Raw genomic sequence first — 26,931 nt, 5'->3', positions numbered from 1 at the left:
CCCGGAGACGTCCTCGCGTCAGCCGGCCGTGGCGGGAGCCGCGCCGCGCGCCAGGTCGCCGAGGACGCGCCACGTCCTGGCCTGGTCCGCCGGGCCCGTGATGCCGGTCTGGGTGAGGACGACCTCGGTCGCGCCGGCGTCGAAGTAGCGCCGGACCGCGGCGGCGATGGTCTCCTCGTCGCCCGCGACGAGCAGGTCCGCCGCCTTCGATGCGCCTTCCAGAGCGACGACCCGCTGGTAGGAGGGGACGCGGTCGTAGAAGGCGAACTGCTGGGCGGCGGCCGTCCGCGCGGCGTCGACGTCGCCGGTCACCACTCCGGGGACGAGGGCGACGACGCGGGGAGCGGGGCGACCGGCGCGCGCGGCGGCCGCGGTGATGGCCGGGACGATGTGCTCGCCCAGCGTCCGCGGACCGGCCAGGAACGGGAGCGTGCCGTCGCCGAGCTCGCCGGTGACGCGCAGCGCCTGCGGGCCCATCGCGGCGACCAGCAGCGGAACCGCCGGCTCCGCGCCCGGCACGGCGGCGGGCATCGGCGGCGCGGCGGTCAGCGTCTCGCCGCGGAAGTCCGCGGTGCCGGTCTCGGTCAGGGAGCGCAGCACGGTGAGGAACTCGGCCAGCCGCGCGACGGGCCGGTCGTAGGGCACGCCGAACACGGGCTCGACGAACGCCTTGGCCCCGAGTGCGAGGCCCAGGTGGAACCGGCCGCGCGTCGCGGCCTGCGAGGTCTGCGCCTGGCTCGCGACCAGGATCGGGTGCCTCGCGAAGATCGGCACGGCCGACGTCCCCACGGCCAGGCCGGGCGCCTCCCGGCCGACCAGGCCCGCGAGCCCCACCGCGTCGTAGTCGAACCGCTGCCCGAGCCAGACCGAGCCCAGCCCCGCCGCCTCGGCCTCTTTCGCCGCCGCCACCGCCTCGTCGACCGCGTTGCCGGACGGGCCTGGATGAAGCGCTACTCCGATCGTCATGTCGGCGGCAACCCGCCTCGAAGACCCACTATTCCCGTCGGGAAACTAGAAATCTCGCCGGTGCGGCGCGCTCACCGGACACCGCGTCGGCGATGATCCGGCCGAGCAGCGGCGCGAACTTGGCGCCGTGCCCCGAGCAGGGCGAGGCGACGGTGATCCCGTCCACGCCGTCGATCACGAAGTCCTCGGTGGGGGTGTTGGTGAAGAGGCAGGTCGTCTCGGCGTACGGCTCGGGGACGAGGCCGGGCAGGGTCCGGCGGACGTACGCCGCGACCCGCGCGCGGTTGGCGGGGTCGATCTCCCCGCTCTGCGCCGCCGCGCTGCGGATCGGCCGGCCGCCGTTGTACTCGGCGACCTTCAGCCCGGTCCGGCCGCCGGGGAGGGCGGCGTCGCGCCCGCCCGGCAGCCCGTAGACCAGCATGGACGGGATCCCGTGGATGAACGTCGGCCACGGTCCGTCCGAGCCGGCGCGGTAGGGGAAGTGGTAGGCGTTCTCCTGCATCACCCGCAGCGGCGGGAACGCCGCCAGGAAGGACTCGGGCAGAGCCAGGTCGCCGAGCAGGTCGGGGAGCCATCCGCCGGCGGTGACGACGACCTTCTCGGCCTCCTCGGCGCGCCCGTCCGCTCCGACCACCCGCAGGCCGGCGCCAGCGCGCTCGACCGAGGCCACCGGCCACCCCGTCTCGACGCGGGCGCCGTCGGCCCGCGCCAGCCGCAGCATGGCCGCGACGGCGGACTCCGCGTCGATCACCCCGGCGTCCGGGTGCCACAGCACGTCCGCGCCGCTGTCGCCGAAGTCGAACTGCGGCCAGCGCGCGGCCGCCTCGGCGCCGGTGAGCAGCTCGTGGTCGACGCCGACCTCCTCGAACACGGCCGCCAGCGCCGCCGGGTCACGGTCGGCGCCGAAGTCCACCGACCCCGTCGGGGTGACGAGGCGCTCCCCGGCGAGGCGCTCCAGCACGTCCCATTCGAGCCGCGCGTCGACGACGAGCCGGGCGTAGAACGGGTCGGGGTAGGCGTACCGGAGGATGCGCGCGGACCCGTGCGAGCTGCCCGCGCCGTTCGCCGGCGTGGAGCGTTCAAGCACGGTCACCTCGTGACCGCGCCGGGCCAGCTGCCAGGCGGCCGCGGCGCCGGCGAGGCCGGCTCCGACGACGATGCAGGTGCTCATCGGGCTTCCTCCTTCGCGGCGAGCGCGCCGGTCGGCCGGGGGACCGGCGAGCCGCCGGACCGGTCAAGGACACGATCCCAGAACCCGGCACCGGCCGCGCGACCGCCCGGCGCCGGCGGCCTACCGGGGCGCCCGGGCCAGCACCAGCAGGACGCCCGCGCCCGAGACCGCCATACCGGCGATCACGCTCGCGGTGATGCCCTGCCCGAGGATCGGCACCGCGAGCACGGCCGTCACCGGCGGCACCAGGTACAGCAGGCTGGTCGCCGCGCCGCCCGTGCCGCGCCGCAGCAGGACGAACAGCAGGACGAGCGCGCCGATCGAGTTGACGACCGCCAGCCACGCCAATGATCCGAGCGCCTGCCCGGTCAGCGGGATGCGCAGGCCGCCGTGCGCCATCGCCAGCGGGAACGTGGTGAGGGTCGCGCCGAGGAGCTGCACGGTGGTCCCCGTCCGCAGGTCCACCGAGCCTCCGAACCGCTTCTGGTAGAGCGTCCCGGCGGCGAGGCCGGCCAGCGCCAGGCCCGTGTAGGCGTACCCGGCGGTCCGCGCTCCGCCCGACAGGTTCCCGCTGACGCAGACGGCGACGCCCGCCAGTCCCAGCGCGAGACCGGCCCACTGCCGGCCCGTCAGCCGTTCGGAGAACATCGGGACCGCGACCGCCGCGACGATCAGCGGGCAGGCGCTCAGGATCAGCGACGACAGCCCCGCCGGCACGCCGTGCGCCAGCCCGAAGAACACGCCGCCGAGCTGCACCGTCTGGAGCAGCACGCCCGTCACGAGCAGGTGCGCGTACGTGCGCCGCTCCCTCGGCCACGGCGCCCGGGTGGCGAGGGAGACCGCTCCGAGGACGGTGAACGCGACGAGGAACCGCCAGGCGACCAGGGCGAGCGACGCCCCGCTGCGCGCCCCGAGCGTCCCGGCGAGATAGCCGCTGCTCCAGATCGGCACGAACACGACCGGCAGGGCGGCCGCCGCGAGCCGCCCCGCGGCCCGCCCGCGCGCCGCCCCGGCGGGCTCGCGGCATTCGAACGGCGCGGCCGCCGGCCCGGCGCTCACGCGAGGCGGCCGTCGGCCGGAAGGACCGGCGCCGCGACGGGCACGGTCCCGGGGTATTTCAGTCCGGCGCCGGTGTTGAGGACGACGACGCGCTCGTCCTCGCCCAGCCAACCTGACGCCCGCAGCTTCCGGGCGGCGGCGAACGCGGCGGCGCCCTCGGGGCAGACGAACGCCCCCTCCAGCGCGGTGACCTCCCTCAGCTCGGCCAGCAGCTCGTCGTCGGTCACGGCGACCGCCGTGCCGGACGTCTCCGCCAGCGCGTCGAGGATGAGGAAGTCGCCCAGGGGCTTGGGGACGTTGATACCGAACGCCACCGTGCTCGCCTTCTCCCAGGGCCGGGTCGTCCGCTCGCCCCGCTCGAACGCCTCGACGACCGGGGCGCAGCCCTCCGCCTGCACGGCCACCAGGCGCGGGAGCGGGCCGGAGATCCAGCCCAGCTCGCGCAGCTCGGTCAGGGCCTTGTGGATCCCGATCAGCCCCACGCCGCCGCCCGTCGGATAGAGGATCGCGTCGGGCGGCGTCCAGCCGAGCTGCTCGACGATCTCCACGCCCATCGTCTTCTTGCCCTCGATGCGGTAGGGCTCCTAGAGCGTCGAGGCGTCGAAGATCCGGCCCCCGGACGCCGCGACCAGCTCGCCGACGACCCGACCGGCGTCGCTGATCAGGCCGTCGACCAGGTGCAGGTCGGCGCCGGCCGCCGCGCACTCGCGCCGGGTGATCTCCGGGGCGTCGACCGGCATCACGATCGTGGCGGTCAGGCCGGCGCGGGCGCCGTAGAGGGCCCACGCGGCGCCGGCGTTGCCGTTGGTGGGCATCGCGAGGCGCTCGACGCCGAGCTCCGCCGCCCGCGACACCCCGACGGCCGCCCCGCGCGCCTTGAACGAGCCGGACGGGAGCAGCCCCTCGTCCTTCATCAGCAGCCCGGGCAGCCCGATGCGCTCGCCGTACCGGGGGACCGGCAGCAGCGGCGTCATCCCCTCGCCCAGGCTCACCACCGCCTCCGGGCTCCCGACGGGCAGCAGCTCGTGGTAGCGCCACAGGTCGGGCGGTCGTCCCGCGACGTCCTCCGGGCGCACCGCCGCGCGGACCGCGGGCAGGTCGTAGCGGGCGAGCAGCGGCCTCCCGCATTCGGGGCACAGGTTCCGCAGGACGCCGGCGTCGCGCTCGGTCCCGCACCAACCGCACTCCAGATGGGAAAGATGGCTGAACGCCATGCTCCGCTCCTCCCGGCGCCCCGATGCCTATTCTCACTAATCTAGTAGGAAATTCGTGGTCGCCGCTTCCGTGCCGTCGCGGTCAGCGCCCGAGGGCTCGGGCCAGGGCCTCCTCGGCCTGCGCGGCGAGGGAGCCGACCAGATCGGCGGCGGACGGCAGGTCCTCGATGAGATCGACGCCCTCGCCCGCCCACCGCGGCAGAGCGGGGATCTCGCCTCGCGCCACGGCGTCCCGGTACGCCTGCCCGGCGTGGGCGTCGGCCGCGAGCTCGTCCTCCCGGCCCCGCCATTCGTCCAGGAAAGGGTGGCCGAGGGTGCGCGCGGTGTACCGCTCCGGCCACCGCGAGCCCCGGGCGATGTCCAGCACCCTGTTGCGCTCGGTGTCCTCCGCGCGCGCTTCGACGAGCGCCTTCGCGGTCGCGGGGTCGACGAGGGCCTCGGCGGTGGCCTGGAAGCGGGTGCCGAGCAGCGCCCCGGCGGCCCCCAGCGCCAGGGCGGCCGCGACGCCGCGGCCGTCGGCGATCCCGCCGGCCGCCAGCACGGGCACCGGCGCCGCCAGGTCCACCACGACGGGCACGAACGGCAGCGTGGACCGCCCGTGCCGGGCGCCGTGCCCGCCGGCCTCGGTGCCCTGCGCGACGATCACGTCCGCGCCCAGGTCGACCGCCCGGCGGGCCTCCTCCAGGTCGGTCACCTGGAGGATCAGCGCCGTGCCCGCGCCGCGGACGCGCTCCGCGAACGGGCCGGGGTCGCCGAACGACAGCATCACCGCGCTCGGGCGGTGCTCCAGCGCACGCGCGATCGTCCCGTCGTCGATCGCCCATGCCTGGAAGCCGATGCCCCACGGCCTCCCGGCGACCTCCTCGGCCAGGACCGGCAGCTCGCGGGCCAGCCAGTCCGGGTCCCCGGTCCCGCTGCCCAGCAGCCCGAGGCCGCCGCCGCGCGAGACGGCCGCCGTCAGCGCGCCGCCGGCCGACCCGCCCATCGGGGCCAAGGCGATCGGGTGCCGCACTCCGAACATGTCCGTGAACGCCGTCGACAGTGCCATGTCCCGATCATGGCCCACCCGCAGTACCGGCCGCGACGCGGCGCAGACGGACGCCTCGCCTTCTGGCTCGGCCGGGTGGCGGCCGGTTCTCCGGCCGGGCTAGAAGACGAACTCGATGCGGGACAGGGCGATGCCGAACCCGATGAGGGCGCACACTCCCAGGCCCAGCGTGCCGGACAAGAAGCCCCACGCGGTGGCCAGGGCGACCGGTCTGGAAGGCGCCGCCAGCGGCCCCGCCACCCAGCCGAGGGCGGCGCCCAGCGGAGGAAGCCCGCCGATCACGCATGCGCTGAACAGCAGGCGCACCTTGGTCCGGTGGTTGCCCTGCCAGTCGGTGGCGCTCAGGTGATGCGCGGCCGAGGAGGCGGTCTCGGCCCACCACACGATGAAGACCGCCCAGATGACCAGCGCGACGACCGTCAGGCCGACGGCGCCCTTCCGTGAACTGTTCATCGGCGGATCCCTGACGCGGAACGGAGAAGCGGGCGGCGGCGATCGGCCTCGGCCGCCTCCGCTTCAGTACAGTTCACCGTTCTCCTTCCGGCAAGCCCCGGCGACCAATCGCGGTCTCGGCCCCTCACCCCAGCGGGAGCGGTCAGGTCGTGAGCCGGGTCGCCACGTGGGCGGCCGCTTCTGCGATCAGGGCGTCCTTGTAGGGCGCGCCGTATCCGCGGCGGTCGGTCATGACGGCCACCACCAGCGGGGGTGTCCGCGGCGGCCACACGACGGCGACGTCGTTGACACGGCCCCAGTTGCCGTTGCCGGTCTTGTCGGCGACCGTCCATCCTTTCGGCAGCCCGGCGCGGATGCGGGTGGCGCCGGTCATGCTGCGCAGCATCCAGCCCTTGAGCAGGGCGCGCTTGTCCGCGGGCAGCGCGTCCCCGAGGACGAGCGCGCGGTAGTCGGCGGCGATGGCGCGGGGCGTGGTGGTGTCGCGGGGATCGCCCGGGCCGATCTTGTTGAGCTCCGGCTCGTAGTCGTCCATGCGGCCCACGGTGTCGCCGAGGCCGCGCAGGTAGGCGGTCAGCCGGGCGGGGCCGCCGAGGTCGCGCATCAGCAGGTTGCCCGCGGTGCCGTCGCTGTACCGGATGGCCGCGTCGCACAGTTGCCCGATGGTCATTCCTGTCGCGATGTGGTTCTCGGTGATCGGCGAGATGGAGTCGACGTCGGCCTTGGTATAGGTGACGCGCTTGTCGAGATGGCCGAGCGGGTTGCCGTGCAGCACCGCCGCCGCGGCGAGCGCCTTGAAAGTGGAGCAGAACGCGAACCGCTCGTCGGCGCGGTAGGCCACCGCGGCGCCGGTGCCGGTGGCCACGGCGTAGACGCCAAGGCGGGCGCGGTGCTTGCGCTCCAGTGCGGCGAAGCGCGGATCGTCCGGGGGAGCGGTGGTGCGGCGCTCCGATGCTGACGGCCTCGGGCTCGACTGGTGCTGGTCGTCGCATCCCGCAAGCGGCAGGAGCGCCGCGCCGAGCAGCAGGGCGCGCCTGGACGGTCCGGACCGCTCGAAGGGCGTCGGGTGGTGGCCGCCTTCGGCTTCGCAAGAGGGTCGCGCGCTGGGCATGGCGGCCATGACAGCACGGCCGTTCCGGCGGCGTCCAAGTCCGATATCGATCATCGATCGATAGCCGGAAACGTATGTTCGCTGGTGGTCAAGAGACGAGGGGCCTCCCGTGTTGGGACATCTCCCGTCTTTCTGGTGTGCTGCGGCGGGTGATCGTCGATAGTCCCGCCCCGGCAGGGGCCCGCTCCGCCGGGAGGCCGCCCGACCGCCGGGTGATCACGACCGTGGTCGCGATCCAGCTCGCCTCCTGCCTGGGCTTCTTCGCGGTCGCGGCGCACCTGGTCGCCCACCTGCGGCACGACCTCGGCCTGCCGGCCGGGACGGTCGGGCTGATCCTCGGCGTCCAGGTGGGCCTGCAGTCCGCGCTCCTGCTGCCGGTCGGCTCGATCACCGACCTGCTCGGGCCCCACCGTACCGGAGCGATCGCCTGCGTCCTGCGCGCGCTGGGGTTCGTCCTGCTCGGCACGGTCGACGGCGTCGGGCCGCTGCTGTGCGCGGCCGTCGTCCTCGCCCTCGGCGGCGCGCTCTACAACCCCGCCGCGCAGTGCCTGCTGGCCGGGGTCGGCCCCGGCCGCCGGGCGCGCGGGTTCGCCGGCCATGTCGCGATGCAGCACGTCGCGACGGTGTTCGGCCCGGTCATGGGCCTTGCGATCCTCTCCGTCGGCCGAGGCTTCGCTCCTCTGGCCGCGACGGCGGCCGCCCTGTGGGCGACCGGCGGCGTGTTGTTCCTCCTCGTGCCTCACCGCAGCCCGCAGCCTGCGGTGAGACGCCGTCGGGAGCTCTTCGCGGGCGTGCGCACGGTGTTCCGCGACCGCTCCTTCCTGCTCTTCGCGCTGGCGGCCTCGCCGACGACGCTGCTGGCCAACGGCATGCTCACCGCCGTCCCGCTCCTGGACTTCACTCCGGCGGCGGCGACGCTGTGCTTCTGCGTCCTGGCCGCGGTCGCGGCGGCCGCCCAGCCCTTCGTGGCCGCCGGCCACCGCGGCGAACGTCCCTGGGTGCTGCGCCTCGGCCTGCTGTGCGCCGCGGCGGCGTTCTGCGTCCTCGCGCCCCTGGACGGCACCCGGACGGTCCCGCTGCTGATCGCGGCCGTCCTCAACGGCCTGTCGAACGGGCTGATCCAGCCGGCGGTCTTCCAACGCACCGCCTGCCACGCCCCGGTCGGATATTTCGGCGCCTACTACGGCGTCCTGCAGTCCGCCGCCGGGCTGTTCTCCTTCGCGGGCGACCTGCTCATCGGCCGGCTCTTCGACCTGGGCGCGGTCGCCGCGACCGCGGCCCTGATCGGCCTCGGCGCGTTCGCGCTCGCGGCCGCGATCGGTGTCCGCGACCCGTGAGGAGCGGCGGACGAGCCGGACGAGCCGGACGAGCACGGACCGAGGTAGCGAGCGGCACGGCCAGGTGGCCATCCGGGCGTCGACCGTTGGCCGATTCGGCGTGCGGGTGCCCGTTCCTAGGCTCGCGAGCATGTTCCGTTCCGCGTGCCGCCGCCGGTTCGTGCCCGCACTGGCGCTGTTCCTGCTCGGCAACCAGCCGATCACCGAGCTGTCCGGCCTGGTCATGCTGGCCCCGCTGTACGGCGGCGGCGCGCTGCTGGTGCGCGAGACGGCCCGGCGGGCCGGGCACGGCCGGCCGACAATGATCGTCCTCGCCGTCGCCTACGCGCTGATCGAGGAGGGCCCGGTCGACCAGATGCTGTGGAACCCGCACTACGGCGGGTTCGACATGGGCTCGGCTTACGCGGCCACGCACATCCCGCTGCTCGGCACCAGCGTCGAGATGCTGGAGGACGTCGTGTCGATGCACACGATCTGGAGCATCTGCGTCCCGATCGCGCTCGTCGAGGCGTTCACGCGCGATCCGCGCCGGCCGTGGCTCGGGCGGGCCGGGCTGCTCGCCGCCGGACTGCTGTTCGTGGCCGCTTCGGTCCTGCTGGGCGTCGCGCAGGCGCGGTCGGAGCACTTCGTCGCCTCGCCGCGCCAGTTCGCCGTCGCGGGCATCGCGATCGTCGGGCTGATCGTCGCGGGATTCGTCCTGGGACGCCGTCCGGCGGTCAAGCCGCAGGTGGACGCGGATGCGCCGAGCCCGTGGACGGTCGGCGCCGCGGCCTTCGCCGTCACGAGCCTTTACTGGCTGCGCGACCGGCTGCCCGAGGGGCTCTCGGTCTGGTGGCCGGTGGCGGCGTGGTTCGTCGTGCTCGGCGCGGCGGTCGCGGTGTGCGCGCGCTGGTCGCGGAGCCGCGGCTGGGGCCCGTCCCATCGTCTGGCGCTGGCGGGCGGCGCGCTGCTCACCTACGTGTGGGTGGGCTTCACGCACGCCGAGGAGATGGGCGTCCCCGTCGCGACCGCCCTGACCGGGAACGCCGTCTTCGGGACGGGGGCGGTCCTGCTGCTGGCGGCGGCGGCCGCCCGCGCCCGCCGCCCGTCGGTCACTGCCTGATGCGGCTGCTCGCCATCGACGCCGTGTTCGGCCAGAGCAACCACCCCTACCGGGCGGTGGGAGCGGGCAGGGTGCGGATCACGACGCCTACGAGCCGGTCGCCGGAGACGTACCCGTAGTGCCGGGAGTCCCAGCTCGTCGGACGGTTGTCGCCCAGGACCACCAGGGAGCCGCGCGGCACGGTGGTTCCGGCGATCCCTTCCACGTCCGGGTCGGCCCAGTCGGCGGGGAGCGTGTCGCCCTGCACGGCCACGACCCGCTTGAGGAGCAGCGTCCCGCGCCGGGCGGCCGGACGCCCGTTCCCGTCCGTCCCGTCCTGCCCGTCCGCGGCCCAGAAGAGCACCACCTGGCCGCGGCGGGCGCGCCTCGTCCTGCGGACGAGCACGCGGCCGCCGGACCGCAGGCCCGGTTCCATGCTCGCGCCGTCCACGGTCGTGACGATGAGGACGCGGCGGACCGCCAGCGCCAGCAGCCCGGCGGCCATCAGCGTTCCCGCGGCGGAGCGCGCGAGCGTCACGGCACCTCCTGCTGGTAGCCGGCGGCCTGCATGCGGAAGAGCCGGGCGTAGCCGCCGTCCGCCGCGAGCAGCGCGTCGTGCGTCCCGTGCTCGACGATCCGCCCGTCCCGCAGGACCGCGATGCGGTCGGCGTCGCGGACGGCGCTGAGCCGGTGGGAGATCAGCAGGCTGGTGCGGCCCTCGCGGTGCTCCCGCATGCGGGCGTGGACCTCCTGCTCGGCCTCGGGGTCGAGGCCCGAGCTGGGCTCGTCGAGGATCATCAGGTCCCGGCCCTCCCGCACCAGCGCGCGGGCCAGCGCGAGCCGCTGCCACTGCCCGCCGGACAGCACGACGCCGGTCACCGGGTCGTCCTGGTCCGCCCCGAGCACGAACATCCGGGTGAGCGGGGTGCCGTAGCCGCGCGGCAGCGAGGAGAGCGTGCCGTCGATGCCCGCCCGGACGGCCGCCCGCCGGAGGCGGTCCCGGTCGCCGAGCGCGGTGAGGTCGCCGAGCGCGATGTTCTCACCGGCCGTCATGTCGTAGTTCATGTGGTCCTGGAACACCGCGCTGATGCGCTCGCGCAGCCGCGCGGGCGGGATGTCGCGAAGGTCGACGCCGTCCCAGAGGATCCGGCCCTTGGTCGGGTCGTACATCCGGCAGAGCAGCTTGACGAGGGTGCTCTTCCCGGCGCCGTTGAGGCCGACGAGCGCGACGGCGCTTCCCTGCGGGATCGTCAGGTCGACGCCTTGCAGCACCCACGGATGGTCGTCGCTGTAGCGGAACCAGACGTCCTGCAGTTCGATGCCCTTCCGCAGCGGCGGCGCCTCCCCGTCCAGCGCCTTCGGCAGGTCGGGCTCGGCGTCGGTGACGGCGATGAAGTGGGTGAAGGCCAGCAGCCGGGCCTGCCCTCCGGAGATCGCCGCGGTGAGCGTCCCGAGCGCCCCCTGCACGCCGACGACCGCCGCGAGGAACATGGACACGTCCCCGATGCCGATCTCGCCGCGCCGCGCCGCCGTGACCGCCCACCACAGCCCGGCCCCGGCGGCCGCCGCGCTCATGACCGTGAGCCCGCCCTGCGTCCGGAGCTCGCGCAGGTCCATCCGCCGGCTCTCGGCATTGGCGCTCCGCCGCTCCCGCATCATCAGCCCGCGCAGGAACGCGCCGATGCCGAAGAGGCGGATCTCGGTGGCGGCGGCCGTCCCGGTGAGGAGCTGCCCGTAGAAGTACTCGCGGCGGTGGTACCGCTCGATGCTCCACTCCATCGCCGACCGGCGCCGGGTGAGCAGGATCTCGGCGGCGAGCGCGGGGACCGCGGCGATGAGGACGACGGCGGTCATGGCCGGGCTGATCAGGAGCAGGGAGCCGAGGAAGCCGAGCAGGGACGCCGCGCCGCCGAGGCCGCCGCCGATGCCGTCCACGATCTCGGGGATCCGGCCGACGCCCTCCTGGGCGAGCCTGAGCCGGTCCTGGTAGGCGGGGTCCTCGAAGTTGCGCAGCCCGACCTGCCGCTCGGCCGCGGCGAACAGCCGGTCGGTCCCGGCCAGGCCGGCGGACCGGCCGATCTGCGCCCTCAGGTAGTGGACGGCCACCGGCAGGGCCGCCGCGGCGAGCCCGGTCGCGGCCAGCCCGAGCGCCGGGCCGCCGACCGCGCCGTGCGGGGTCGTCAGCCGGTCGATCACCGTCTTGGTCAGCCACGCGGTCGCGACCGGCGCCGCGGACGCGGCGAGCGTCAGGACGACGAAGAGCGGCGCGCCGGCCCTGGCCGACCGCAGGATGAGCGCGACGGCCCGCACGGCGGCGGCCCACAGGCCGGCGGCGCCGACGCGCATGCCGCCGGCGGGGGAGTCGCCCACCGCTCAGTGCCTGCCGGCGGCCTGCCCGGACGGCCGTCGCGCCCCCGGCGGGTCGGGCAGGTCGCCGACACGTCCCGCCGTGGCGAGGACCCGCCGGTCGCCGACGAGGTACAGCGCCGGGGTCCAGGTGTTGCGGAACGCCCGCGCCACCGGCCCGCCGTCGGCCTCGGCCGCGACGACCCGCGCCACCGGGCTCAGCGCCCGCACGGTCTCCGGGTCGTCCCCGCCGACCACCACCAGCACGTCGTCGCGGTCGAGCCGGCGGGCCCGCTCGACGAGTTCGGGCAGCAGGTCGTGGCAGGCCGGGCAGTCGGCGGACAGGAACGCGACGACGCCGCCGAGGACGTCGTGGTCCACCGGCTCGCCGTCCGTCGTCACGGCGGCGAACTCCCCGATGGACGCGCCCGGCCCCAGCTCGAACGGCAGGTCCGCCGCGGCGGGGCGGCCGGCGTCGGCCCGCAGCCGCCGCAGGATCCCCATCGTGAGCAGCATGTTCAGCAGGCAGGCCACGCCGAGCAACACCACGGCCGCCACCAGGTAGGGCATCGGGAACTCCTCGCGAACAGGTCGATCGATCTCGTCGAAGGGGGGTGGACGGGTGCCCGCCCGCGCCCCGCGCTCCTTCTTTCCGGGCGCCGGACGCCGGGCCTCGGGCGCCGGGCGGCGGCGGCCCGCGGTGCGCGCCGCCGCCGCCCGGACCCGTCCCGGGGTCGGGTCAGCAGGAGCTGCGGATCTTGGTCCACTGGCAGCCGCTGTCCAGGCAGCAGAAGCGGTACCAGTAGCCCGGGTGGCCGGCGGCGTTGCAGAAGTAGCCGCCGCTGCAGGCGGACGCGGTCGCCTTGGGCGCGATCCGGTCGAGAATCCGGTCGACGAGACGGTTCACGGTTTTCTCCCTTTCTTCGGGCATGCTGGGGACACGCATTGAAGCAATGGCTGAAACGGCTTTATCGAAACCGGCTGACCTGCGGTATCACGTCCCTTCGCGGTGAAGTCCCGTGGGGAGCGGGAATGAACCCGGCGACTAGTATTGCTCCTCCCTTCGCGCTTCCCGCAAGACCTTGATAATCAGCGGTCGATCACTTGTGAACTTTCGATGACGGACGCCTCGCCCATGATCGACATTTCTCAGGTTTAGCGGCGGCCGGAGGTGATCGGCCCGCCGGGCGGTGCCCGACCGCACCCGGAGGAACGCGTTCCGTCATAGGCCGGACGGCCGGCCCGGGCGTGCGGGCGGAGCGGACCGGGCCGCCGGGTGGGGCCGGGCAGAACCGGGCGCCCGTTTCCGGAGTCGTACGACGTATGCGGCGGATCTTGCTCGGCGCGGCGGCGGCGGCCTGCCTCGCGCTCCTCTTCCTCGCCCCGGCGGCGTCGGCGGCGCCCGTGCAGGAGCGCATCCGGTCGTACGCGGTCGATCTGGCGGTGGACCGGGACGGCGTCCTCCATGTCCAGGAGAGGATCGTCTACGACTTCGGGGGCGCGCGCCGGCACGGCATCGAGCGGCGCATCCCGACCGGTCGCGCGTCGATCGGGAACGTGCGCACTGGCAGCCCCGACGCGCCGGCCGGACGGTCCGTCACCCGCTCCAAGGGCGCCGTGGACGTGCGGATCGGCGACCCGTCCACGCTGGTCACCGGCGTGCACACCTACACGCTCGACTACACCGCGAAGCACGCCGTCCGGTCGGACGTCCTGGACTGGAACGCGGTCGGCACCGAATGGAAGGTCCCGATCGACGTGGCGACCGTCCTGCTCCGGGCGCCGGCCGCCTACCGGTCCCTGGCCTGCTACGCCGGGCCCCGCGGTTCGACCGCGCCGTGCGCCGGCGCGTGGAACACCGGCCAGGGCAGCGCGGCCTTCGGGCAGCGGCTGGAAGCGGGGCAGGGCATCACCGTCCGGGCAGTGCTGCCGCACGGCGCGGTGCGGCCGCAGCCGTCCGGGGAGGGCGGCTGGCGGGTCGGCGCGCTCGGCTGGCTCGCGGTCCCGGCGGCGTTGCTCGCCGTCGCGGCCGAGGTGGTGGTGTTCCTGCGCCCCCTCCACTGGGCGGGCATGGACTCCGCCGCGGCGGTCCCCGCCGCCGTGCCCGCGGAACTCACCGTCCTGTGCACCGACTGGGCCGCCGAGGCCGGCGGAGCCGACCTCGGCGCGAGCATCGCCGTGGACCTCGCCGCTCGCGGGCACCTGAGGATCACCCGGCCGGCCGGCGGCGGGCCGCGGCTCCGGCTGACCGGCTCCCGCGACGGCGCGGACCTGCGGCCTTACGAGAAGGCGTTCCTCGACGAGGTGTTCTCCGGCGGCGACGAGGCCGCCGCCGAGGACGTCGACGGTCTCGGGCTGGCCCGGCGCCTGCGTCCGCTGGTGGAGGAGGCCGTCGACGCGCACGGCTGGCGGCGGCCCTGGTCGGCGGGCGTGCCCCTGCTGCGGTTCGCGTCGGTGCTGCTGGGCGTGGCCGGGGTCCTGTGCCTGGTCTACGGCCCGGTCGCCGAAGGCGCCGTGACGGACGTGACGGCCTGGGGCGCGGCCCTGCTCGTGGCGGCCCCGGTCGTCTGGGTGCGCTCGCGGCGCATCGACCTCTTCACCCGCCGTGCTCAGCAGCTCAGGGACGAGGCGGACCGCTACACCGGGGGCCTCGTGATCAAGGACGTGCCGGACGCCGAGGACCTCCCGTTCGCGGTGGCGCGGCGATACGCGGGGATCCTGCGCAGGTACGTCGCGGCACGGGGCGGCCCGCCCGAGTGGTACACCGACGACGGCCCGGAGAAGGGACTCCAGGACCGCTTCGCCGAGGTCGCGACGGTGTTCGTCGACGCGTCCGCGCGGAAGGCGAAGCGCGCCCAGGGGACGCTGCCCCGGACGCTCTCCTCGACCCGGCGGACCAGGTCCGGATGGGGCGGGTCGAGCCACGGCCCCATCGGCGGTTTCGGCGGCGATGGAGGCGGGGGAGGGGTCGGCGGCGGTGACGGCGGCGGGGGAGGCGGCTCCTGGTGAACCGCCGCGCCGTCCGGGCCCCGCGCTTTTCGGATCACTGATCCGAAAAGAGGTAGGGTGGCGGCGTGGGACGGCGGAAGACGCGGACCGAGGCGATGCGCGGCGACGTGCTGGCGGCCGCCGGGCGGCTGCTGGAGACGGGCGGCGCCGGAGCGGTGACCACCCGGGCGGTCGCCGCCGGGGCGGGAACGTCGCTGGCGGCGGTGAACGAGCTGTTCGGCGGCAAAGCCGGGCTTGCCCGCGCGCTGTTCGCCGACGGCTTCGCGCGGCTGGCGGCGGACCTGCGCGCGCTGGAGCCCACCGGCGACCCCGAGGCGGACGTGCTCGAACTGGCGCTGGCCGTCCGGTCGTTCGCCCGCCGCGCCCCGCACCTGCACGAGGTGATGTTCTCCCGGCCGTTCGCCGAGTTCCGCCCCGGCGCGTCCGACGCCCGCGCCGCCGAGGAGATCCACGCGATCGTCGTCGGCCGGGTCGCGGCCGTCCTCGGGCCCGACCGCGCCCCCGGCTCGGCCCGGGACGCGGCCATCGGCCTGTTCGCGACGGTCCAGGGGCTGCTGGCCCTGGACTCCTCCGGACTGCTGGGCGGCGGTCCGGAGGCGGCCGACCGGCGCTTCCGCCTGACGGTCACCGCGACGCTGCGCGGCCTCGCCGCGACCGCGTCCCGCGACCCCCGTCCCGCCGCCGAGGAGGCACCGTGACCGACGCGCGCCCCGACTACGTCCCCTACGACCGGCCGAGCCCGCTGCTCACCGCCATCGGCGGCTTCCTGCGCCACCGCGACGACCCGCTGCGCGCCCGATTCCTCGTCGAGGGCCCCAAGACCAACGCCCGCGGGCTGCTGCACGGCGGGGTGATCGCCTCCGTCGGCGACGTGGTGATCGGGCACGCCCTGGCGGTCCGGACGGACCCGCCGACACCGCTCATCACCGTCAACCTGTCCTGCGACATGGTCGGGACCGCCAGGGAGGGCGACTGGGTCGACATAGCCGTCGTCCCGACGCGTACCGGACGGCGGCTCGCCGCGGGGACGGCGACGTTCGCGGCCGGCGGGCGCGTCATCGCCAACGTCAGCGCGCTGTTCATGCCGTCCCGTCCGGCCGCGGCCGCCGGCCGACGGTGATCAGCGCGGAGAGTTGCCGTAGACGACGCCGACGACGAACGGGTACACGGCGCCGGCGGAGTCCACGCTCACCGTCAGGGCCGCCGGTTCCCGGACGTGGTACTCCGCGGGCAACGGGCGGAACATCGCGTCGCTCGCCCACGGCCTGTAGAGCCTGCCGACGGTCGCGCCGTAATGCGGGTGCATGAAGTCGAGTCCGCCGGACGGCATCGGCTCCAGCGCCAGCCCCTCGGGCAGCGCGATCGTGAACCCGAACCGGGTCGGGGCGCCCGGGCCGTGGGCGACCGCGAGCCATGCCGCGCCGTCGGCGGTCGTGAGCGCGACGACGTCGGTGGCGGCGGCGACGCCCGTGAACACCCGCATGGTGGGACGCGGCATGAGGGCGCCGGTGGCGGAGTCCGCCAGGTCCATGCGCATGTGGATCCGCTGCCCGGTCTTCGCCGATACCCACACGCCCTCGTGAACGGACGCTCCGAGAACGACGCCGGGATTCCCCGCCTCCCGTGGCTGGCCGCCCCGCCCCTCTATGGTCAGCGACGCGATTTGCTCCGCGGTGAGACCGCCCTGTTCGCCGCTGTATTCACGACCCAGCATGTTTCCCCCCGCTGCGTGAATTCGTGGTCATGGTGCCCGCTCGCGAGATCCGGCGAAGCCCCCTTGCCGTTCGATTCTCGTGGCAACGCGACTGTAACCCGGCATTCAGCGCACTTCTGAGCCCTTTTCTCCGTTTCGGTAGTCCTACCGAAACGGAGAAAAGGTGAGCGGGGCGGCCCGTCGCGCCTCGGTACGTTGACCGACGCGGGCGTCCCCGCCGTCACGATCGTGGGCGTTCCCGCCGTCAGGATCGGCGGGCGTCGGGCCACGCCCGGAGGGCCGTCTCGGCGATCTGCTCCAGCTCGCTCTGCGCGGCGCCGTCACGGGCCCGGGCGGACATGCCTTGCATGACGGCGGCGTAGAAGGAGGCAAGCCCGCGGGCGTCGGTGTGCGCGGGGAGTTCGCCGGTCCGGACGGCGGCCCGGAGCACGTCTTCGAGCGCGCGGGTGCCCGCTTCGCGCAGGTCGCGCAGGTGTGCGGCGACGTCGGCGGACTGCGGCGAGCAGTTGGTGGCCGCGCTGATCAGCATGCAGCCGTGCGGGAGGCCGGGCCGGGTGTAGGCGGCGGCCGCCTCGTGCAGCAGGCGCCGGACGGCGTCGCGGGCGCCGGTCTCCTCGGCGAGCGCGCGCCGGGTGAACGCGGCGTAGGTGCCCAGGTAGCGGTCGAGGGCCTCCAGGAACAAGGCGCGCTTGTCGCCGAAGGCCGCGTAGAGGCTCGGCGCGCCGATGCCGAGCGCCTTGGTGAGCATGGAGACCGACGTGGCGTCGTAGCCGTGCTCCCAGAACACGGCGATCGCGTCCTCCAGTGCCCGGTCGCGGTCGAACGACCGGGGGCGTCCCGTCCTCATGCCCGACATTCTATAGCGATCGATACAGATGTGGGGTAGCGTACTTTCCAAACGATCACTACAGAAGTGAGGGTGCCCGATGGTCACCGTGGGACTGTTCATCCGCGTCGAGGCCAGGCCGGACAAGGTCGACGAGGTGGAGGCGAGGTTCAAGGACGTGGTGGAGATCGTGCGCGAGGAGGGGAAGGCCGTCGTCTGGTTCGCGCTGCGGCTCGGACCGACGACGTTCGCGATCTACGACGCGTTCGCCGACGACGCCGACCGCCGGGCCCACCTGGAGGCCAACCTGCCGGCCCTGCGAGCCGCCGGCGCGGACCTGTTCGCGGAGCCGCCCACCGTAGAGCACATCGACGTCGTCGCCGGGCTGATCCCCGGGCACTGACCCGTCAGGGCGGGCCCCGGCCGCCCGTTCACGGCCGCGGGCCCCATCTCCCTGCCGGGTGATGGGGCTGTGGGGTCCGGGTCGCGGACGCGGCGTCCCTCCGCGGGGTCAGCGGGTGCGGGCGGCGGGCAGGCGGCCGGCGACGAGCGGGACGACGATCGCCGCGGCCGCCAGGTGGGTCAGCATGAGGACGGCCCGGGTCGACGGCGCCGCCGGGACGAGGAGGTCGGGCGCGAACGACAGCGCCGTGAGAGCGGCGGTGGCCACCAGGAACGTGCGCTTGGGCGTCGCGGCCCAGCGCCGCAGCGCCACGGCCAGGACGATGCCGATCGCGGAGCACACCAGGGTCAGCTGGGTGAAGCCGAGCAGCGGGATCGGCTCGCCGTCGACGTCCAGGGAGATCCCGGCGGCGTCGGCGACGGCGGCGATGCCCGTCGTGGCCACCGCGGCGGCGACGGCGGCGAGCCCGCCGGTGCGCCACAGCGCGACGGCGCGGGGCGAGGTCGTGGCGGTCGTCGACGGAGCGGTGGTGTAGCCGGTGATGCTCATCTGCTTGCCCTTTCGTCTTCGTACGAGGCGCTGTGTTCGTAGGAGAGACCGGGCATGCCGAGCGAACTCATCGGTCGGATCGGGGCGATCTGAGATTTTTTCCGGCCACGGCTGCGCCGGGCCGTTCGGGGATCAGGCGGCGGCGGTGCGCAGGGCCGCCCGCTTCAGTTCGCCCCGCAGCGCCGCGAGCGACACGGCTCCGACGAGGAGGGTCCCGTCCGGGAACCGGAAGACCGGCACCGGCGGGCCGGACGGCGCGAGGTCCGCACGGGGCCGCTCGCCGTCCTTCTCGGCGTCCCAGGGCACGCCGACGGCGCAGGCCAGGCTCCGCAGCACGCCCGCGTCCGCGATGTCCAGACCGTCGGTGAAGTGGGCGCGGTACAGGCGGGCGGCCATCTCCTCCGCCCGGCCGTGCGCGGCCGCCAGCGCGATGAGCCGATGGGCGCGGGAGGTGTCGGCGGGCACGATCCGGTCCGTCCTCATCACCAGCCCGTCGGCGGCCGCCGCCCGCGCGATCTGCTCGGCGCGCGCAGTGGGGGCGAGCGGGGACGGGCCGCCGTCCAGCGGCGTCCCCGCTGAACGGACGGCGGTCTGGTACGGCCTGAAGACCACCGTCAACGCGCCGCCGCCGGCCCGGTGCTCCTCGGCGGCCCGGCGGAAGCGGGCGTAGCCGAGCGCCGACCAGCTGCAGGCGATGTCGTGGGTGATCTCAACCTTCATCGGCCTTGTCCTTACTGGCGGCACGGATCGTTCCGTGCCGCTTCAGGATGCCGGGGCTCGCGAACCAAGTCAACACGGAACGTTCCGTATCGCCTAGACGGTATGCTGGGCCCATGTCCCCGAGACGTCCCGATCGCCGCAGTGAAGAGGCGGCCAAAGCCGTCGTCCAGGCCGCCATGGAGCTGTGTCAGGAGGTGGGGTACCGCAAACTCAGCATCGAGGGCATCGCCGCCCGCGCCGGCGTCGGCAAGAACACGATCTACCGCTGGTGGCCGTCCAAGGCCGCCGTGCTGCTGGACGGGCTGCTGACCACCTGGAGGACGGACGCGACGTTCCCGGACACCGGCGACTTCGTCGCCGACATCAAGACGCAGATGGCGGCGGCCTCGCGCATCCTCGGGGATCCGGACGTCTTCCCCCACTACCGCGCGCTGATCGGCGAGGCCCAGCACGATCCCGAGATCCACCGGGCCCTGTGGGACAGCTTCATCGGCCACCTGGCGGGCGCCGCCGCCGACCGCATCAGGATCGCGCAGCGCGAAGGCCAGGTCCGGGCCGACGCCGATCCGGACCTCGTCACCGAACTGCTCTACGGCGCCGCCTACTACCGCCGGCTGCTCACCCCCCGCGCCGCCGACACCGACCACATCAACGCCATCGTCGACCTCGCCTTCACCGGGATCGCCCCGCCCGCCGAGTAGACGCGGAGGCGCCGCGCCGAACGGCACCCGGCATAGTGAGGAAGGACGGGGTCGTTCAGCGAGGACTCGAGGGGGAGCGAACGATGTCCGGACCGGGAGCGCCGCCGCCTGTGCGGCATCCGATCTTCGCGCGGTTCTACGCGCGCATGTCACCGCTGATGGAGCGCGGCCTCGGCCGGTACCGGACGAGGCTCCTGCACGGCCTCTCCGGACGCGTCCTGGAGGTCGGGGCCGGCGCCGGCGCCAACTTCGATCACTATCCGGCCGAGGTCACCGGCGTCCTGGCCGTCGAACCGGAGGCCCGGCTGCGGCGGGCGGCCACGACCGCCGCACGGCGGGCACCGGTGCCGGTGGAGGTCGTCGACGGCCTCGCCGACCGGCTGCCCGCCGACGACCGGTCCTGCGACGCCGTCGTGGCCTGCCTGGTGCTGTGCACGGTGCCCGACCCGGCGAACGCCCTCGCCGAGCTCTTCCGTGTCGTGCGGCCCGGCGGGCAGCTCCGGTTCTTCGAGCACGTCCAGGCCGGCGAGCCCGCCCGCCGGCGCATGCAGCGCCTCGCGGACGCCACCGTGTGGCCGATCGTCAGCGGCGGTTGCCACACGAGCCGCGACACCGCGGCGGCGATCGCGGACGCGGGCTTCGTCATCGACGACCTCGAAACGCTCCAGCGCTCCGACACCGGCATGCCGTTCCCCGCCGCTCCGCAGATCCTCGGCACCGCCCACCGGCCGGGCAACGGATGAGCGCGGCCCGGCTGCGGCCCGGCAGCGGCCCGGCTGCGGCCGGGCCGCGCGACCGGAGCGGCCTGCGCCGGCCGACCGCCTGACCGGGGGATTCAGCAGCAACTCGACCCGGTGGCGGACCGGGAAGGCTCGTCGTCGCCCGCCTTCTCGCCGGTCGTGCAGCAGGCGGAGTCACCGGCCTTGGCGAGGGTGCCGGCGTCGGCCTTGACCGTGTAGACCTCCCAGGGTTCGCCGCCGGGGCCGTGGACCCAGACCTTGTCCTGGAGCGCGTAGCAGCACGAGGTGCCGTTCTCCTCCAGCGTGGCGAGCCCGGCGCCGGCGAGCCGCCGTGCCGCGTCGTTGACGAGCCCGGAGTCCTCGACCTCGACCCCGAGGTGGTCCATGCGGGTCGGCTCGCCGTCCTCGCCCTCGATCAGGACGAGCTTGAGCGGCGGCTCGGCGATGGCGAAGTTGGCGTAGCCGGGCCGGAGCTTGGCCGGCTTGGCGCCGAACAGCTTGGAGTAGAAGGCGATCGAGCCCTCCAGGTCGGACACGCGCAGGGCGAGCTGGACGCGGGACATGCGGTTCCCCTCGGGTCGTGGGCGGTGCCGGCCGCCCGCCGGTCGGCGGGCGCCCCGGTGAACGCTGTTTAGATGAGCATCTAAGTAGCCGACGGGCCGAGTTTGCATCTCTGAATAGATGGATGTCAAATTAGATGCATGTCCAAGCAGCGGTTGCCGATCGTGAACCCCGCCGACGCCGAGGGAGCGTGCTGCGCGCCCCTGGTCCGCGAGCCGTTGAGCGAGACCGAGGCGGCCGAGCTGGCGCCGCTGTTCAAGGCGGTCGCCGACCCCGTCCGGCTGCGGCTGCTGTCGTTGATCGCCTGCCACGAGGGCGGCGAGGCGTGCGTGTGCGACCTGACCGCGGCGTTCGACCTCACGGCGCCCACGATCAGCCACCACCTGAAGGTCCTCAGGCAGGCCGGTCTGATCGGCTCCGAGCGGCGCGGGACCTGGGTCTACTACTGGCTCAACCCCGGCGTCCTGGAACGGCTGTCGGCGATCCTCGGACCGCGCGCCACCGCGGCGGCCGTCTCGTGACCGGCACCGGACCGGGCCGCCGCCCCGCCTCGGGGGAGGCCCCGTGACCGAGGCCGCCGGCGTGCCCGAGGTGCTGTTCGTGTGCGTTCACAACGCCGGGCGTTCCCAGATGGCCGCCGCCCTGCTGGACCACCACGCCGCCGGGCGCGTCCGCGTCCGCTCGGCCGGGTCCGCGCCCGCCGACGCCGTCAATCCCGCCGTCGCCGAGGCGATGGCCGAGATCGGTCTCGACCTGTCCACGGAGTTCCCGAAGCCGTTGACCGGCGACGCCGTCCGGGCCGCCGACGTCGTCATCACCATGGGCTGCGGCGACGTCTGCCCCGTCTTCCCCGGCAAGCGCTACCTCGACTGGCGGCTCGACGACCCCGCCGGGCGGCCGGTCGAGCAGGTGCGGCCCATCCGCGACGAGATCGACGCGCGGGTGCGCGCCCTGCTCGCCGAACTCCTCCCGGCGGAATCGCCGTGACGTGCAGAGGTGCCGCCGGGCGGCGCCGCACGCCGCCGATGACCGCCGCGACGGGCTAAGGGCGCGACGCGGCGGGCCGTGCGGCGGGTTGGAACACCTCGACGAGATTGCCCGCGGGGTCGCTGAGCAGGATCTGGCGTCCGCCCGGGCCGGAGACGACGTCGCCGCGGAACGCGACGCCCGCCGCGCGGAGGCGGGCGATCTCGGTGTCCAGGTCGTCGACGATCAGGTGGATGCGGTTGCGGCCGGCGCCGGCGGTGTCCGCGGGGGTGGCGCGGGCGCCGGAGCTGGCGGGGCCGGACAGCAGCAGCCGCAGCGGTCCGCGCACCACGTCGGCGAAGGCGGGCGCGGCGCTGTGGCGGAGAGTGAAGCCGAGGTGGCCGGTGTAGAAGTCGACGGCCGCTTGGACGTCGTCGACGAGGTAGCGGACGCTGGCGTACTGGTCGGTCGCCGTCATGGGCGGGCCTCCGATGCGAGGGCGAGGACGGGCAGCAGGTAGCGGACGCGCGTGTCGATGTCGGAAGCCGCGCGGGCGAAGGCGGCCTCCTCGGCCTCGCGGCCCCGGTCGTCCGGACCGGTGGGATCGGACGAAGTAGCGGGATCGAGTGGAGTGGCGGGATCGGGGATGCTCCAGTGGATCCGCCGCGTACGGCCGTCGAACTCGGGACAGACCTCCCGGGCCTTGTCGCACAGGGTGATCACATAGTCGAACCGGCGGCCGTGCAGGGCGTCCAGGCGCCGGGGCCGCTGGCCGGCGATGTCGATGCCGTACTTCTCGCGGAGGACCCGCACCGCGCCGGGATGCAGGGCGGCCTTGGGGCGGGTGCCGGCGCTGATCGCGTTCACGCGTCCGGCGGAGTGGTGGCGCAGCAGCGCTTCGGCGATCGGTGAGCGGGCGCTGTTGCCCGTGCACACCACCAGCACTTCGCACGGGGGCCGGTGGTGCCGCGCGTCCGGGAGCGTCGGGGGCGCGACGAGGCCGCGCAGCGCCGGATGCAGGGCGGTCCCGGTCGCGGCGAGGGCGTGCGCGCAGCGGTCCAGGTCGAGGCGGTAGTAGCTGTCGCGGCCGTCGAAACTGCTGCGGGTCGCGGTGACGAGGCCGCCCTCGCGCAGCAGCCGCAGGTGGTAGGACACCAGGTTCTGCGGTGCGTCGGCCCGCGCCATGAGCTCCCGAACCCGCAGGTCGCCGGTGGCGAGTGCGGTCAGCAGCCGCCAGCGCACCGGGTGGGCGGCCAGGCGCACGAACTCCGGCACGTCGTGGCCCGCTCCGCCCGCTCCGCCCGCGCCGGGCGCGCCGTGCCCCGGGACGGCTTGACTCGGTGACCGCATGCTCGGCACGATACATCAAACCAGTTTGATGGAATAGCGGTTGGAGGCGGCGATGCCGTCTGGACCACTCCCGGGGCCCGGGACCGCCGGGACGGCGGCGGCACCGCCCGGCGGCGGTGCCCTCGCGCGCCGGCTGGGGACCGGGGACGCGGTGGTGATCGGGCTCGGGTCGATGATCGGGGCGGGGGTGTTCACCGCGTTCGGCCCCGCCGCGCGCGCCGCCGGGACGGGGCTGCTGATCGGGCTGGTGATCGCCGCGGTGATCGCCTACTGCAACGCGGTCGCCTCCGCGCAGCTGGCGGCGGCCTACCCGACGTCCGGCGGCACGTACGTCTACGGCCGCGAACGCCTCGGCGACTGGTGGGGCTTCACCGCCGGGTGGGGCTTCGTGGTCGGCAAGACCGCCTCGTGCGCCGCGATGGCGCTCACCTTCGCCTCCTATGCGGTGCCCGGTCCCTGGTGGACGCAGCGCGCCGTGGCCGTCGCGGCCGTGCTGGGGCTGGCCGCGCTCAACTACCACGGAGTGACAAAGACCGTCCTGCTCACTCGCGTGCTCGTCGCCACCAGCCTGATCGCCCTCGCCGTCGTGGTCGCGGGCATCGCGGCGGGCGGCCACGCCGGCACCGCGCGGCTGGGCGGCTGGTCGTCGCTGGGCTCAGGCGGCGCCTACGGCGTCCTTCAGGCCGCCGGCCTGCTGTTCTTCGCCTTCGCCGGGTACGCCCGCATCGCCACCCTGGGCGAGGAGGTCCGCGACCCGCGCCGCACCATTCCCCGCGCGATCCCGATCGCGCTGTTCATCACCGTGGCGGTCTACCTGGCCGTCGGGACCGCGGCGCTGCTGGCCGCCGGGCCGCACCGGCTCGCCTCCGCGACCGCGCCGCTGGCCACCGCCATCGACGCCGCGGGCGCCGGCGGTCTGGCGCCGGTGGTACGGGTGGGCGGCGCACTGGCGGCGCTCGGCGCGCTGCTGGCGCTGATCGCCGGCATCGGACGCACCGTCCTGGCCATGGCCCGCCACCGCGACCTGCCGGGCCGGCTCGCCGCCGTCCATCCCCGCCACCGGGTCCCGCACCGCGCCGAGATCGCCGTGGCGGCCGTGGTCGGCGTGCTGGTGGCCACCGCCGACCTGCGCGGCGTGATCGGCTTCTCCTCTTTCGGCGTCCTCGTCTACTACGCGATCGCGAACGCCTCGGCGTTCACCCAGCCGGCGTCCGACCGCCGCTGGCCGCGCCCGCTCAACCTGCTCGGCGCCGGCGGATGCCTCGTCCTGGTCGCCACCCTGCCCTGGCCGTCGGTCGTGGCCGGGGTGGCCATGTTCGCGATCGGCCTGGCAGGACGATGGGTGATCCTGCGCCGCCGTACCTCGGCCCAGCCGCCTCCCGGGTAGGCGCCGCGGTCGAGCGAGCCCGGGAGTATCCGCCGCACGCCTCTTTCCCGCGGCGCTTTCATCGTCTATCGTCGATTAACGATGAAAGAGGCGAAAGGGCCGCTCGACCGGCCGACGGCGACCGAGTACGCGTCCTGGTTCAAGGCGCTGGCGGACCCGACCCGCGTCCAGATCGTGTCCCTGCTCGCCCGGCAGGGACGGCCGATGAACGTCGGCGAGATCGTCGACGCCGTCCACGTCGGCCAGTCGACCGTGTCCGCGCACCTCAAGGTGCTGGCCGAGGTCCGGTTCGTGCTGGTCGACCGGCACGGCACCGCCCGCTTCTACCGGATCAACACCGCGTGCGTGGAGTGCTTCCCCACCGCCGCCGACCTGGTCATGGGACGTCCCGCACCGGCCGCGCCGACCTGCCCGCCCGAGGAAGACCCGCCCGAGGGAGACGACTGATGCCCGATTCCGGCACCGGCGGTACGCCCGCCACCGACGCCATCGTCGCCCGTTACTCCGCTCGCGCCCGAGCCGCTCTGGCCGGTGACACACCACAGGACGACTGCGGGAGCGGCGATTCGTGCTTCGGCGCCGCCGCCTACCAGGCCGAGGACGAAGTGCCCGAGGCGGCGCTGCGCGCGAGCCTGGGCTGCGGCAACCCCCTCGCCGTCGCCGACCTCCGCCCCGGCGAGACCGTGCTCGACCTCGGGTCGGGCGGCGGCCTGGACGTGCTGCTGTCGGCCCGCCGCGTCGGCCCGGCAGGGACCGCCTACGGCCTGGACGCCAGCGAGGACATGCTCGCCCTCGCCCGCGCCAACGCCCGCAAGGCCGGCGTCGGCAACGCCCGCTTCCTGCACGGGCGCATCGAGCACGTCCCGCTCGACGACGCCGACGTGGACGTGGTCATCTCCAACTGCGTCATCAACCTCGCCGCCGACAAGGCCCGCGTGCTCGCGGAGGCCTTCCGCGTCCTGCGCCCCGGCGGCCGCCTCGGCGTCAGCGACATCATCGCCGAGCCCGGCCTCGACCCCGGCCGGCGCGCGGCCGTCGAACAGGACGCCGGCTGCCCCGCGGGCACCCTGACCGTCGAGGAGTACCGCCGCCACCTGCTCGCCGCGGGATTCACGACGATCACCGTCACGGTGAACCATCAGGCGGCGCCCGGTCTGCACTCGGCGATCGTGCGGGCCGGGAAGCCGGCGTCCCCGCCCGGCACGCTCATCCGCCCCATGCGCTCCGAAGACGCCGCCGGCGTCCTGGCGATCTATCAGGCCGGTCTCGACACCGGCGACGCGAGCTTCGAGACCAGCGCACCGAGCTGGGAGCGTTTCGACCTCGCGAAGCTGCCCGGCCACCGGTACGTCGTGGCCGACGCCACGACGGAGACGGTGCTGGGATGGATCGCCGCCTCCGCCGTCTCCGACCGGTGCGTGTACGCCGGGGTCGTCGAGCACAGCGTCTACGTCCACCCCGACCACCGGGGCCGCGGTCTCGCCTCGGCGCTGCTGCGCGCCTTCGTCGACTCCACCGAGAGCGCCGGCATCTGGACCGTCCAGTCCGGCGTCTTCCCCGAGAACACCGCCAGCCTTCGCCTGCACACCCGGGCCGGTTTCCGCGCGGTCGGCGTCCGGGAACGGATCGGGCGCCACCACGGCCGCTGGCGCGACGTCGTCCTCCTCGAACGCCGCAGCCCGTCCCGGGCCGGCGAGTGCGCCGACGCGGGCGGTCAGGGTTCGAGGTCGACCACGCCCCTGCCGGTCGGGACGTCGAGCGGCACCGAGACCTGATCGTGCACGATCAGCCAGGTCCCGTCGATCTTCTGAAGGCAGTAGGTGACCCGCACCCACATGCCGTCCACCGCCGTCCCGTCCTTGAGCGTGCCGCTGAGACGGGCGAAGGCGTGCCCGAACGCCAGCCCGTCGCCGACGGTGAGCGTCAGGTCGCGAATCTCGTACGTCACGTCGCCGAAGACCGCGAACACTCTCGCCCAGTTCTCGAGCTTGGCCTCAAGCCCCAGATGCTGCAGCGGCGGCTCGATGTCGAAGGACACGACGCCCGGCGCGTAGGGCCGCTTCAACGCTTCGAGATCCTTCGCGCGGAGCCCGTCGATGATCTTGTCGATCTGCCCTCGGATCTCGGCCTCTTCGGCCTCGCGTTGCGTGGGTGTCAGCATGTCGGCCTCTCCTTCGCTGGATGTGCGGCTGCGCACAGCAAGAACGCTATGGCGTTCAGAG

At 74.6% G+C, this 26,931-nt stretch carries 31 protein-coding genes and 1 pseudogene; 13 read left to right on the top strand and 19 right to left on the bottom strand.

Features of this window, described 5'->3' with window-relative positions:
- Window positions 1-18: 18 nt before the first annotated feature.
- From ABT299_RS01165 to bla, 7 genes and pseudogenes are all read right to left on the bottom strand, one after another.
- The gene (locus tag ABT299_RS01165) at window positions 19-966 is read right to left on the bottom strand and encodes a TIGR03564 family F420-dependent LLM class oxidoreductase (RefSeq protein WP_190851639.1); all 948 of its coding nucleotides are present in this window, start codon (window positions 964-966) and stop codon (window positions 19-21) included.
- 28 nt (window positions 967-994) lie between these two features.
- Entirely contained in the window at window positions 995-2,137 is a 1,143-nt protein-coding gene (locus ABT299_RS01160) for an FAD-dependent oxidoreductase (protein WP_500249352.1), read from the bottom strand.
- A gap of 120 nt (window positions 2,138-2,257) precedes the next feature.
- Complete coding sequence (locus ABT299_RS01155) at window positions 2,258-3,196, bottom strand: DMT family transporter (RefSeq protein ID WP_500249351.1); 939 nt, start codon at window positions 3,194-3,196, stop codon at window positions 2,258-2,260.
- Window positions 3,193-4,410: pseudogene (locus ABT299_RS01150) on the bottom strand (threonine synthase). Before ABT299_RS01150 ends, ABT299_RS01155 begins: the two are co-directional and overlap by 4 nt.
- A gap of 82 nt (window positions 4,411-4,492) precedes the next feature.
- On the bottom strand, window positions 4,493-5,458 hold the full coding sequence (locus tag ABT299_RS01145; protein WP_190851648.1) for an NAD(P)H-dependent flavin oxidoreductase: 966 nt from the start codon (window positions 5,456-5,458) through the stop codon (window positions 4,493-4,495).
- Between the two features lie 99 nt (window positions 5,459-5,557).
- Window positions 5,558-5,911, bottom strand: a complete 354-nt coding sequence (locus ABT299_RS01140) for a hypothetical protein (RefSeq protein WP_500249350.1) — start codon at window positions 5,909-5,911, stop codon at window positions 5,558-5,560.
- Between the two features lie 142 nt (window positions 5,912-6,053).
- Entirely contained in the window at window positions 6,054-7,019 is a 966-nt protein-coding gene (gene bla / locus ABT299_RS01135; RefSeq protein ID WP_500249349.1) for a class A beta-lactamase, read from the bottom strand.
- A gap of 149 nt (window positions 7,020-7,168) precedes the next feature.
- On the opposite strand from bla, the gene ABT299_RS01130 reads away from it, so the two are divergent.
- Window positions 7,169-8,356 (top strand): MFS transporter, encoded by a 1,188-nt coding sequence (locus ABT299_RS01130; protein ID WP_500249348.1) that lies wholly within the window; start codon window positions 7,169-7,171, stop codon window positions 8,354-8,356.
- Between the two features lie 130 nt (window positions 8,357-8,486).
- Window positions 8,487-9,458 carry an AF_0692 family protein gene (locus tag ABT299_RS01125; protein ID WP_500249347.1) on the top strand — a complete coding sequence of 324 codons (972 nt, stop codon included), beginning with the start codon at window positions 8,487-8,489 and terminating at the stop codon, window positions 9,456-9,458.
- Between the two features lie 46 nt (window positions 9,459-9,504).
- Here ABT299_RS01125 and ABT299_RS01120 read toward each other — a convergent pair whose 3' ends face one another.
- From ABT299_RS01120 to ABT299_RS01105, 4 genes are all read right to left on the bottom strand, one after another.
- Window positions 9,505-9,975: a S26 family signal peptidase gene (locus ABT299_RS01120; RefSeq protein WP_500249346.1), complete on the bottom strand. Its 471-nt coding sequence runs from the start codon at window positions 9,973-9,975 to the stop codon at window positions 9,505-9,507.
- Window positions 9,972-11,807, bottom strand: a complete 1,836-nt coding sequence (locus ABT299_RS01115; protein WP_500249345.1) for an ABC transporter ATP-binding protein — start codon at window positions 11,805-11,807, stop codon at window positions 9,972-9,974. The genes ABT299_RS01120 and ABT299_RS01115 overlap by 4 nt, the downstream gene beginning before the upstream one ends.
- Window positions 11,808-11,810: 3 nt before the next feature.
- A complete protein-coding gene (locus ABT299_RS01110; RefSeq protein ID WP_387020053.1) occupies window positions 11,811-12,353 on the bottom strand; it encodes a peroxiredoxin family protein in 543 nt (180 codons plus the stop codon).
- 169 nt (window positions 12,354-12,522) lie between these two features.
- A complete protein-coding gene (locus tag ABT299_RS01105; RefSeq protein WP_190851661.1) occupies window positions 12,523-12,690 on the bottom strand; it encodes a hypothetical protein in 168 nt (55 codons plus the stop codon).
- 416 nt (window positions 12,691-13,106) lie between these two features.
- Between ABT299_RS01105 and ABT299_RS01100 the strand changes: the two genes are divergently transcribed.
- The 3 genes from ABT299_RS01100 to ABT299_RS01090 all read left to right on the top strand — a co-directional run bounded on the left by ABT299_RS01100 (window position 13,107) and on the right by ABT299_RS01090 (window position 15,912).
- Window positions 13,107-14,792, top strand: a complete 1,686-nt coding sequence (locus ABT299_RS01100) for a DUF2207 domain-containing protein (protein ID WP_500249344.1) — start codon at window positions 13,107-13,109, stop codon at window positions 14,790-14,792.
- Window positions 14,793-14,857: 65 nt separating this feature from the next.
- Window positions 14,858-15,490, top strand: coding sequence for a TetR/AcrR family transcriptional regulator (locus ABT299_RS01095; protein WP_387020060.1), 633 nt, complete (start codon window positions 14,858-14,860; stop codon window positions 15,488-15,490).
- On the top strand, window positions 15,487-15,912 hold the full coding sequence (locus ABT299_RS01090) for a PaaI family thioesterase (RefSeq protein WP_500249343.1): 426 nt from the start codon (window positions 15,487-15,489) through the stop codon (window positions 15,910-15,912). The genes ABT299_RS01095 and ABT299_RS01090 overlap by 4 nt, the downstream gene beginning before the upstream one ends.
- On the opposite strand, the gene ABT299_RS01085 is transcribed toward ABT299_RS01090, so the two are convergent.
- Together ABT299_RS01085 and ABT299_RS01080 are read right to left on the bottom strand one after the other, a co-directional pair.
- Window positions 15,913-16,323 carry a hypothetical protein gene (locus ABT299_RS01085; RefSeq protein WP_500249342.1) on the bottom strand — a complete coding sequence of 137 codons (411 nt, stop codon included), beginning with the start codon at window positions 16,321-16,323 and terminating at the stop codon, window positions 15,913-15,915.
- A 427-nt stretch (window positions 16,324-16,750) separates the two neighbouring features.
- Window positions 16,751-17,353: a TetR/AcrR family transcriptional regulator gene (locus tag ABT299_RS01080; protein ID WP_500249341.1), complete on the bottom strand. Its 603-nt coding sequence runs from the start codon at window positions 17,351-17,353 to the stop codon at window positions 16,751-16,753.
- A gap of 79 nt (window positions 17,354-17,432) precedes the next feature.
- Between ABT299_RS01080 and ABT299_RS01075 the strand changes: the two genes are divergently transcribed.
- Complete coding sequence (locus ABT299_RS01075) at window positions 17,433-17,735, top strand: putative quinol monooxygenase (protein ID WP_190851673.1); 303 nt, start codon at window positions 17,433-17,435, stop codon at window positions 17,733-17,735.
- 108 nt (window positions 17,736-17,843) lie between these two features.
- Here ABT299_RS01075 and ABT299_RS01070 read toward each other — a convergent pair whose 3' ends face one another.
- Together ABT299_RS01070 and ABT299_RS01065 are read right to left on the bottom strand one after the other, a co-directional pair.
- Window positions 17,844-18,284, bottom strand: coding sequence for a DUF6069 family protein (locus tag ABT299_RS01070; RefSeq protein ID WP_500249340.1), 441 nt, complete (start codon window positions 18,282-18,284; stop codon window positions 17,844-17,846).
- A gap of 132 nt (window positions 18,285-18,416) precedes the next feature.
- Window positions 18,417-19,004, bottom strand: a complete 588-nt coding sequence (locus ABT299_RS01065; protein WP_500249339.1) for a DsbA family oxidoreductase — start codon at window positions 19,002-19,004, stop codon at window positions 18,417-18,419.
- A gap of 113 nt (window positions 19,005-19,117) precedes the next feature.
- Between ABT299_RS01065 and ABT299_RS01060 the strand changes: the two genes are divergently transcribed.
- Window positions 19,118-19,705, top strand: coding sequence for a TetR/AcrR family transcriptional regulator (locus ABT299_RS01060; RefSeq protein WP_190851685.1), 588 nt, complete (start codon window positions 19,118-19,120; stop codon window positions 19,703-19,705).
- A gap of 83 nt (window positions 19,706-19,788) precedes the next feature.
- Entirely contained in the window at window positions 19,789-20,448 is a 660-nt protein-coding gene (locus ABT299_RS01055) for a class I SAM-dependent methyltransferase (protein WP_500249338.1), read from the top strand.
- Window positions 20,449-20,540: 92 nt separating this feature from the next.
- Here the strand turns inward: ABT299_RS01055 and ABT299_RS01050 are convergent, their stop codons facing one another.
- On the bottom strand, window positions 20,541-21,008 hold the full coding sequence (locus ABT299_RS01050; RefSeq protein WP_500249337.1) for an ArsI/CadI family heavy metal resistance metalloenzyme: 468 nt from the start codon (window positions 21,006-21,008) through the stop codon (window positions 20,541-20,543).
- 138 nt (window positions 21,009-21,146) lie between these two features.
- Here ABT299_RS01050 and ABT299_RS01045 point away from each other — a divergent pair, with 138 nt between their 5' ends.
- Both ABT299_RS01045 and ABT299_RS01040 read left to right on the top strand, forming a co-directional pair.
- Window positions 21,147-21,527 carry an ArsR/SmtB family transcription factor gene (locus ABT299_RS01045; protein WP_190851691.1) on the top strand — a complete coding sequence of 127 codons (381 nt, stop codon included), beginning with the start codon at window positions 21,147-21,149 and terminating at the stop codon, window positions 21,525-21,527.
- A gap of 43 nt (window positions 21,528-21,570) precedes the next feature.
- Complete coding sequence (locus tag ABT299_RS01040) at window positions 21,571-21,993, top strand: arsenate reductase ArsC (RefSeq protein ID WP_500249336.1); 423 nt, start codon at window positions 21,571-21,573, stop codon at window positions 21,991-21,993.
- Between the two features lie 55 nt (window positions 21,994-22,048).
- Here ABT299_RS01040 and ABT299_RS01035 read toward each other — a convergent pair whose 3' ends face one another.
- Both ABT299_RS01035 and ABT299_RS01030 read right to left on the bottom strand, forming a co-directional pair.
- On the bottom strand, window positions 22,049-22,450 hold the full coding sequence (locus tag ABT299_RS01035) for a VOC family protein (RefSeq protein WP_387020087.1): 402 nt from the start codon (window positions 22,448-22,450) through the stop codon (window positions 22,049-22,051).
- Entirely contained in the window at window positions 22,447-23,322 is an 876-nt protein-coding gene (locus ABT299_RS01030; RefSeq protein ID WP_500249335.1) for an arsenate reductase/protein-tyrosine-phosphatase family protein, read from the bottom strand. Before ABT299_RS01030 ends, ABT299_RS01035 begins: the two co-directional genes overlap by 4 nt.
- Before the next feature lie 52 nt (window positions 23,323-23,374).
- Between ABT299_RS01030 and ABT299_RS01025 the strand changes: the two genes are divergently transcribed.
- The 3 genes from ABT299_RS01025 to ABT299_RS01015 all read left to right on the top strand — a co-directional run bounded on the left by ABT299_RS01025 (window position 23,375) and on the right by ABT299_RS01015 (window position 26,484).
- Entirely contained in the window at window positions 23,375-24,709 is a 1,335-nt protein-coding gene (locus ABT299_RS01025; protein WP_500249334.1) for an APC family permease, read from the top strand.
- A gap of 81 nt (window positions 24,710-24,790) precedes the next feature.
- Window positions 24,791-25,156: an ArsR/SmtB family transcription factor gene (locus tag ABT299_RS01020; RefSeq protein WP_500249333.1), complete on the top strand. Its 366-nt coding sequence runs from the start codon at window positions 24,791-24,793 to the stop codon at window positions 25,154-25,156.
- Window positions 25,156-26,484 carry a GNAT family N-acetyltransferase gene (locus ABT299_RS01015; RefSeq protein WP_500249332.1) on the top strand — a complete coding sequence of 443 codons (1,329 nt, stop codon included), beginning with the start codon at window positions 25,156-25,158 and terminating at the stop codon, window positions 26,482-26,484. Before ABT299_RS01020 ends, ABT299_RS01015 begins: the two co-directional genes overlap by 1 nt.
- Here the strand turns inward: ABT299_RS01015 and ABT299_RS01010 are convergent.
- Window positions 26,424-26,870 carry a YybH family protein gene (locus ABT299_RS01010; RefSeq protein WP_500249331.1) on the bottom strand — a complete coding sequence of 149 codons (447 nt, stop codon included), beginning with the start codon at window positions 26,868-26,870 and terminating at the stop codon, window positions 26,424-26,426. The two genes, ABT299_RS01015 and ABT299_RS01010, sit on opposite strands and share 61 nt — an antisense overlap.
- Window positions 26,871-26,931 lie beyond the last annotated feature (61 nt).

The sequence above is a fragment of the Spirillospora sp. NPDC000708 genome (assembly GCF_040299565.1).
Classification (GTDB): domain Bacteria; phylum Actinomycetota; class Actinomycetes; order Streptosporangiales; family Streptosporangiaceae; genus Spirillospora.
The sequence above is the reverse complement of the archived record's forward strand: the minus strand, read 5'-3'. Positions and strand labels throughout refer to the sequence as shown.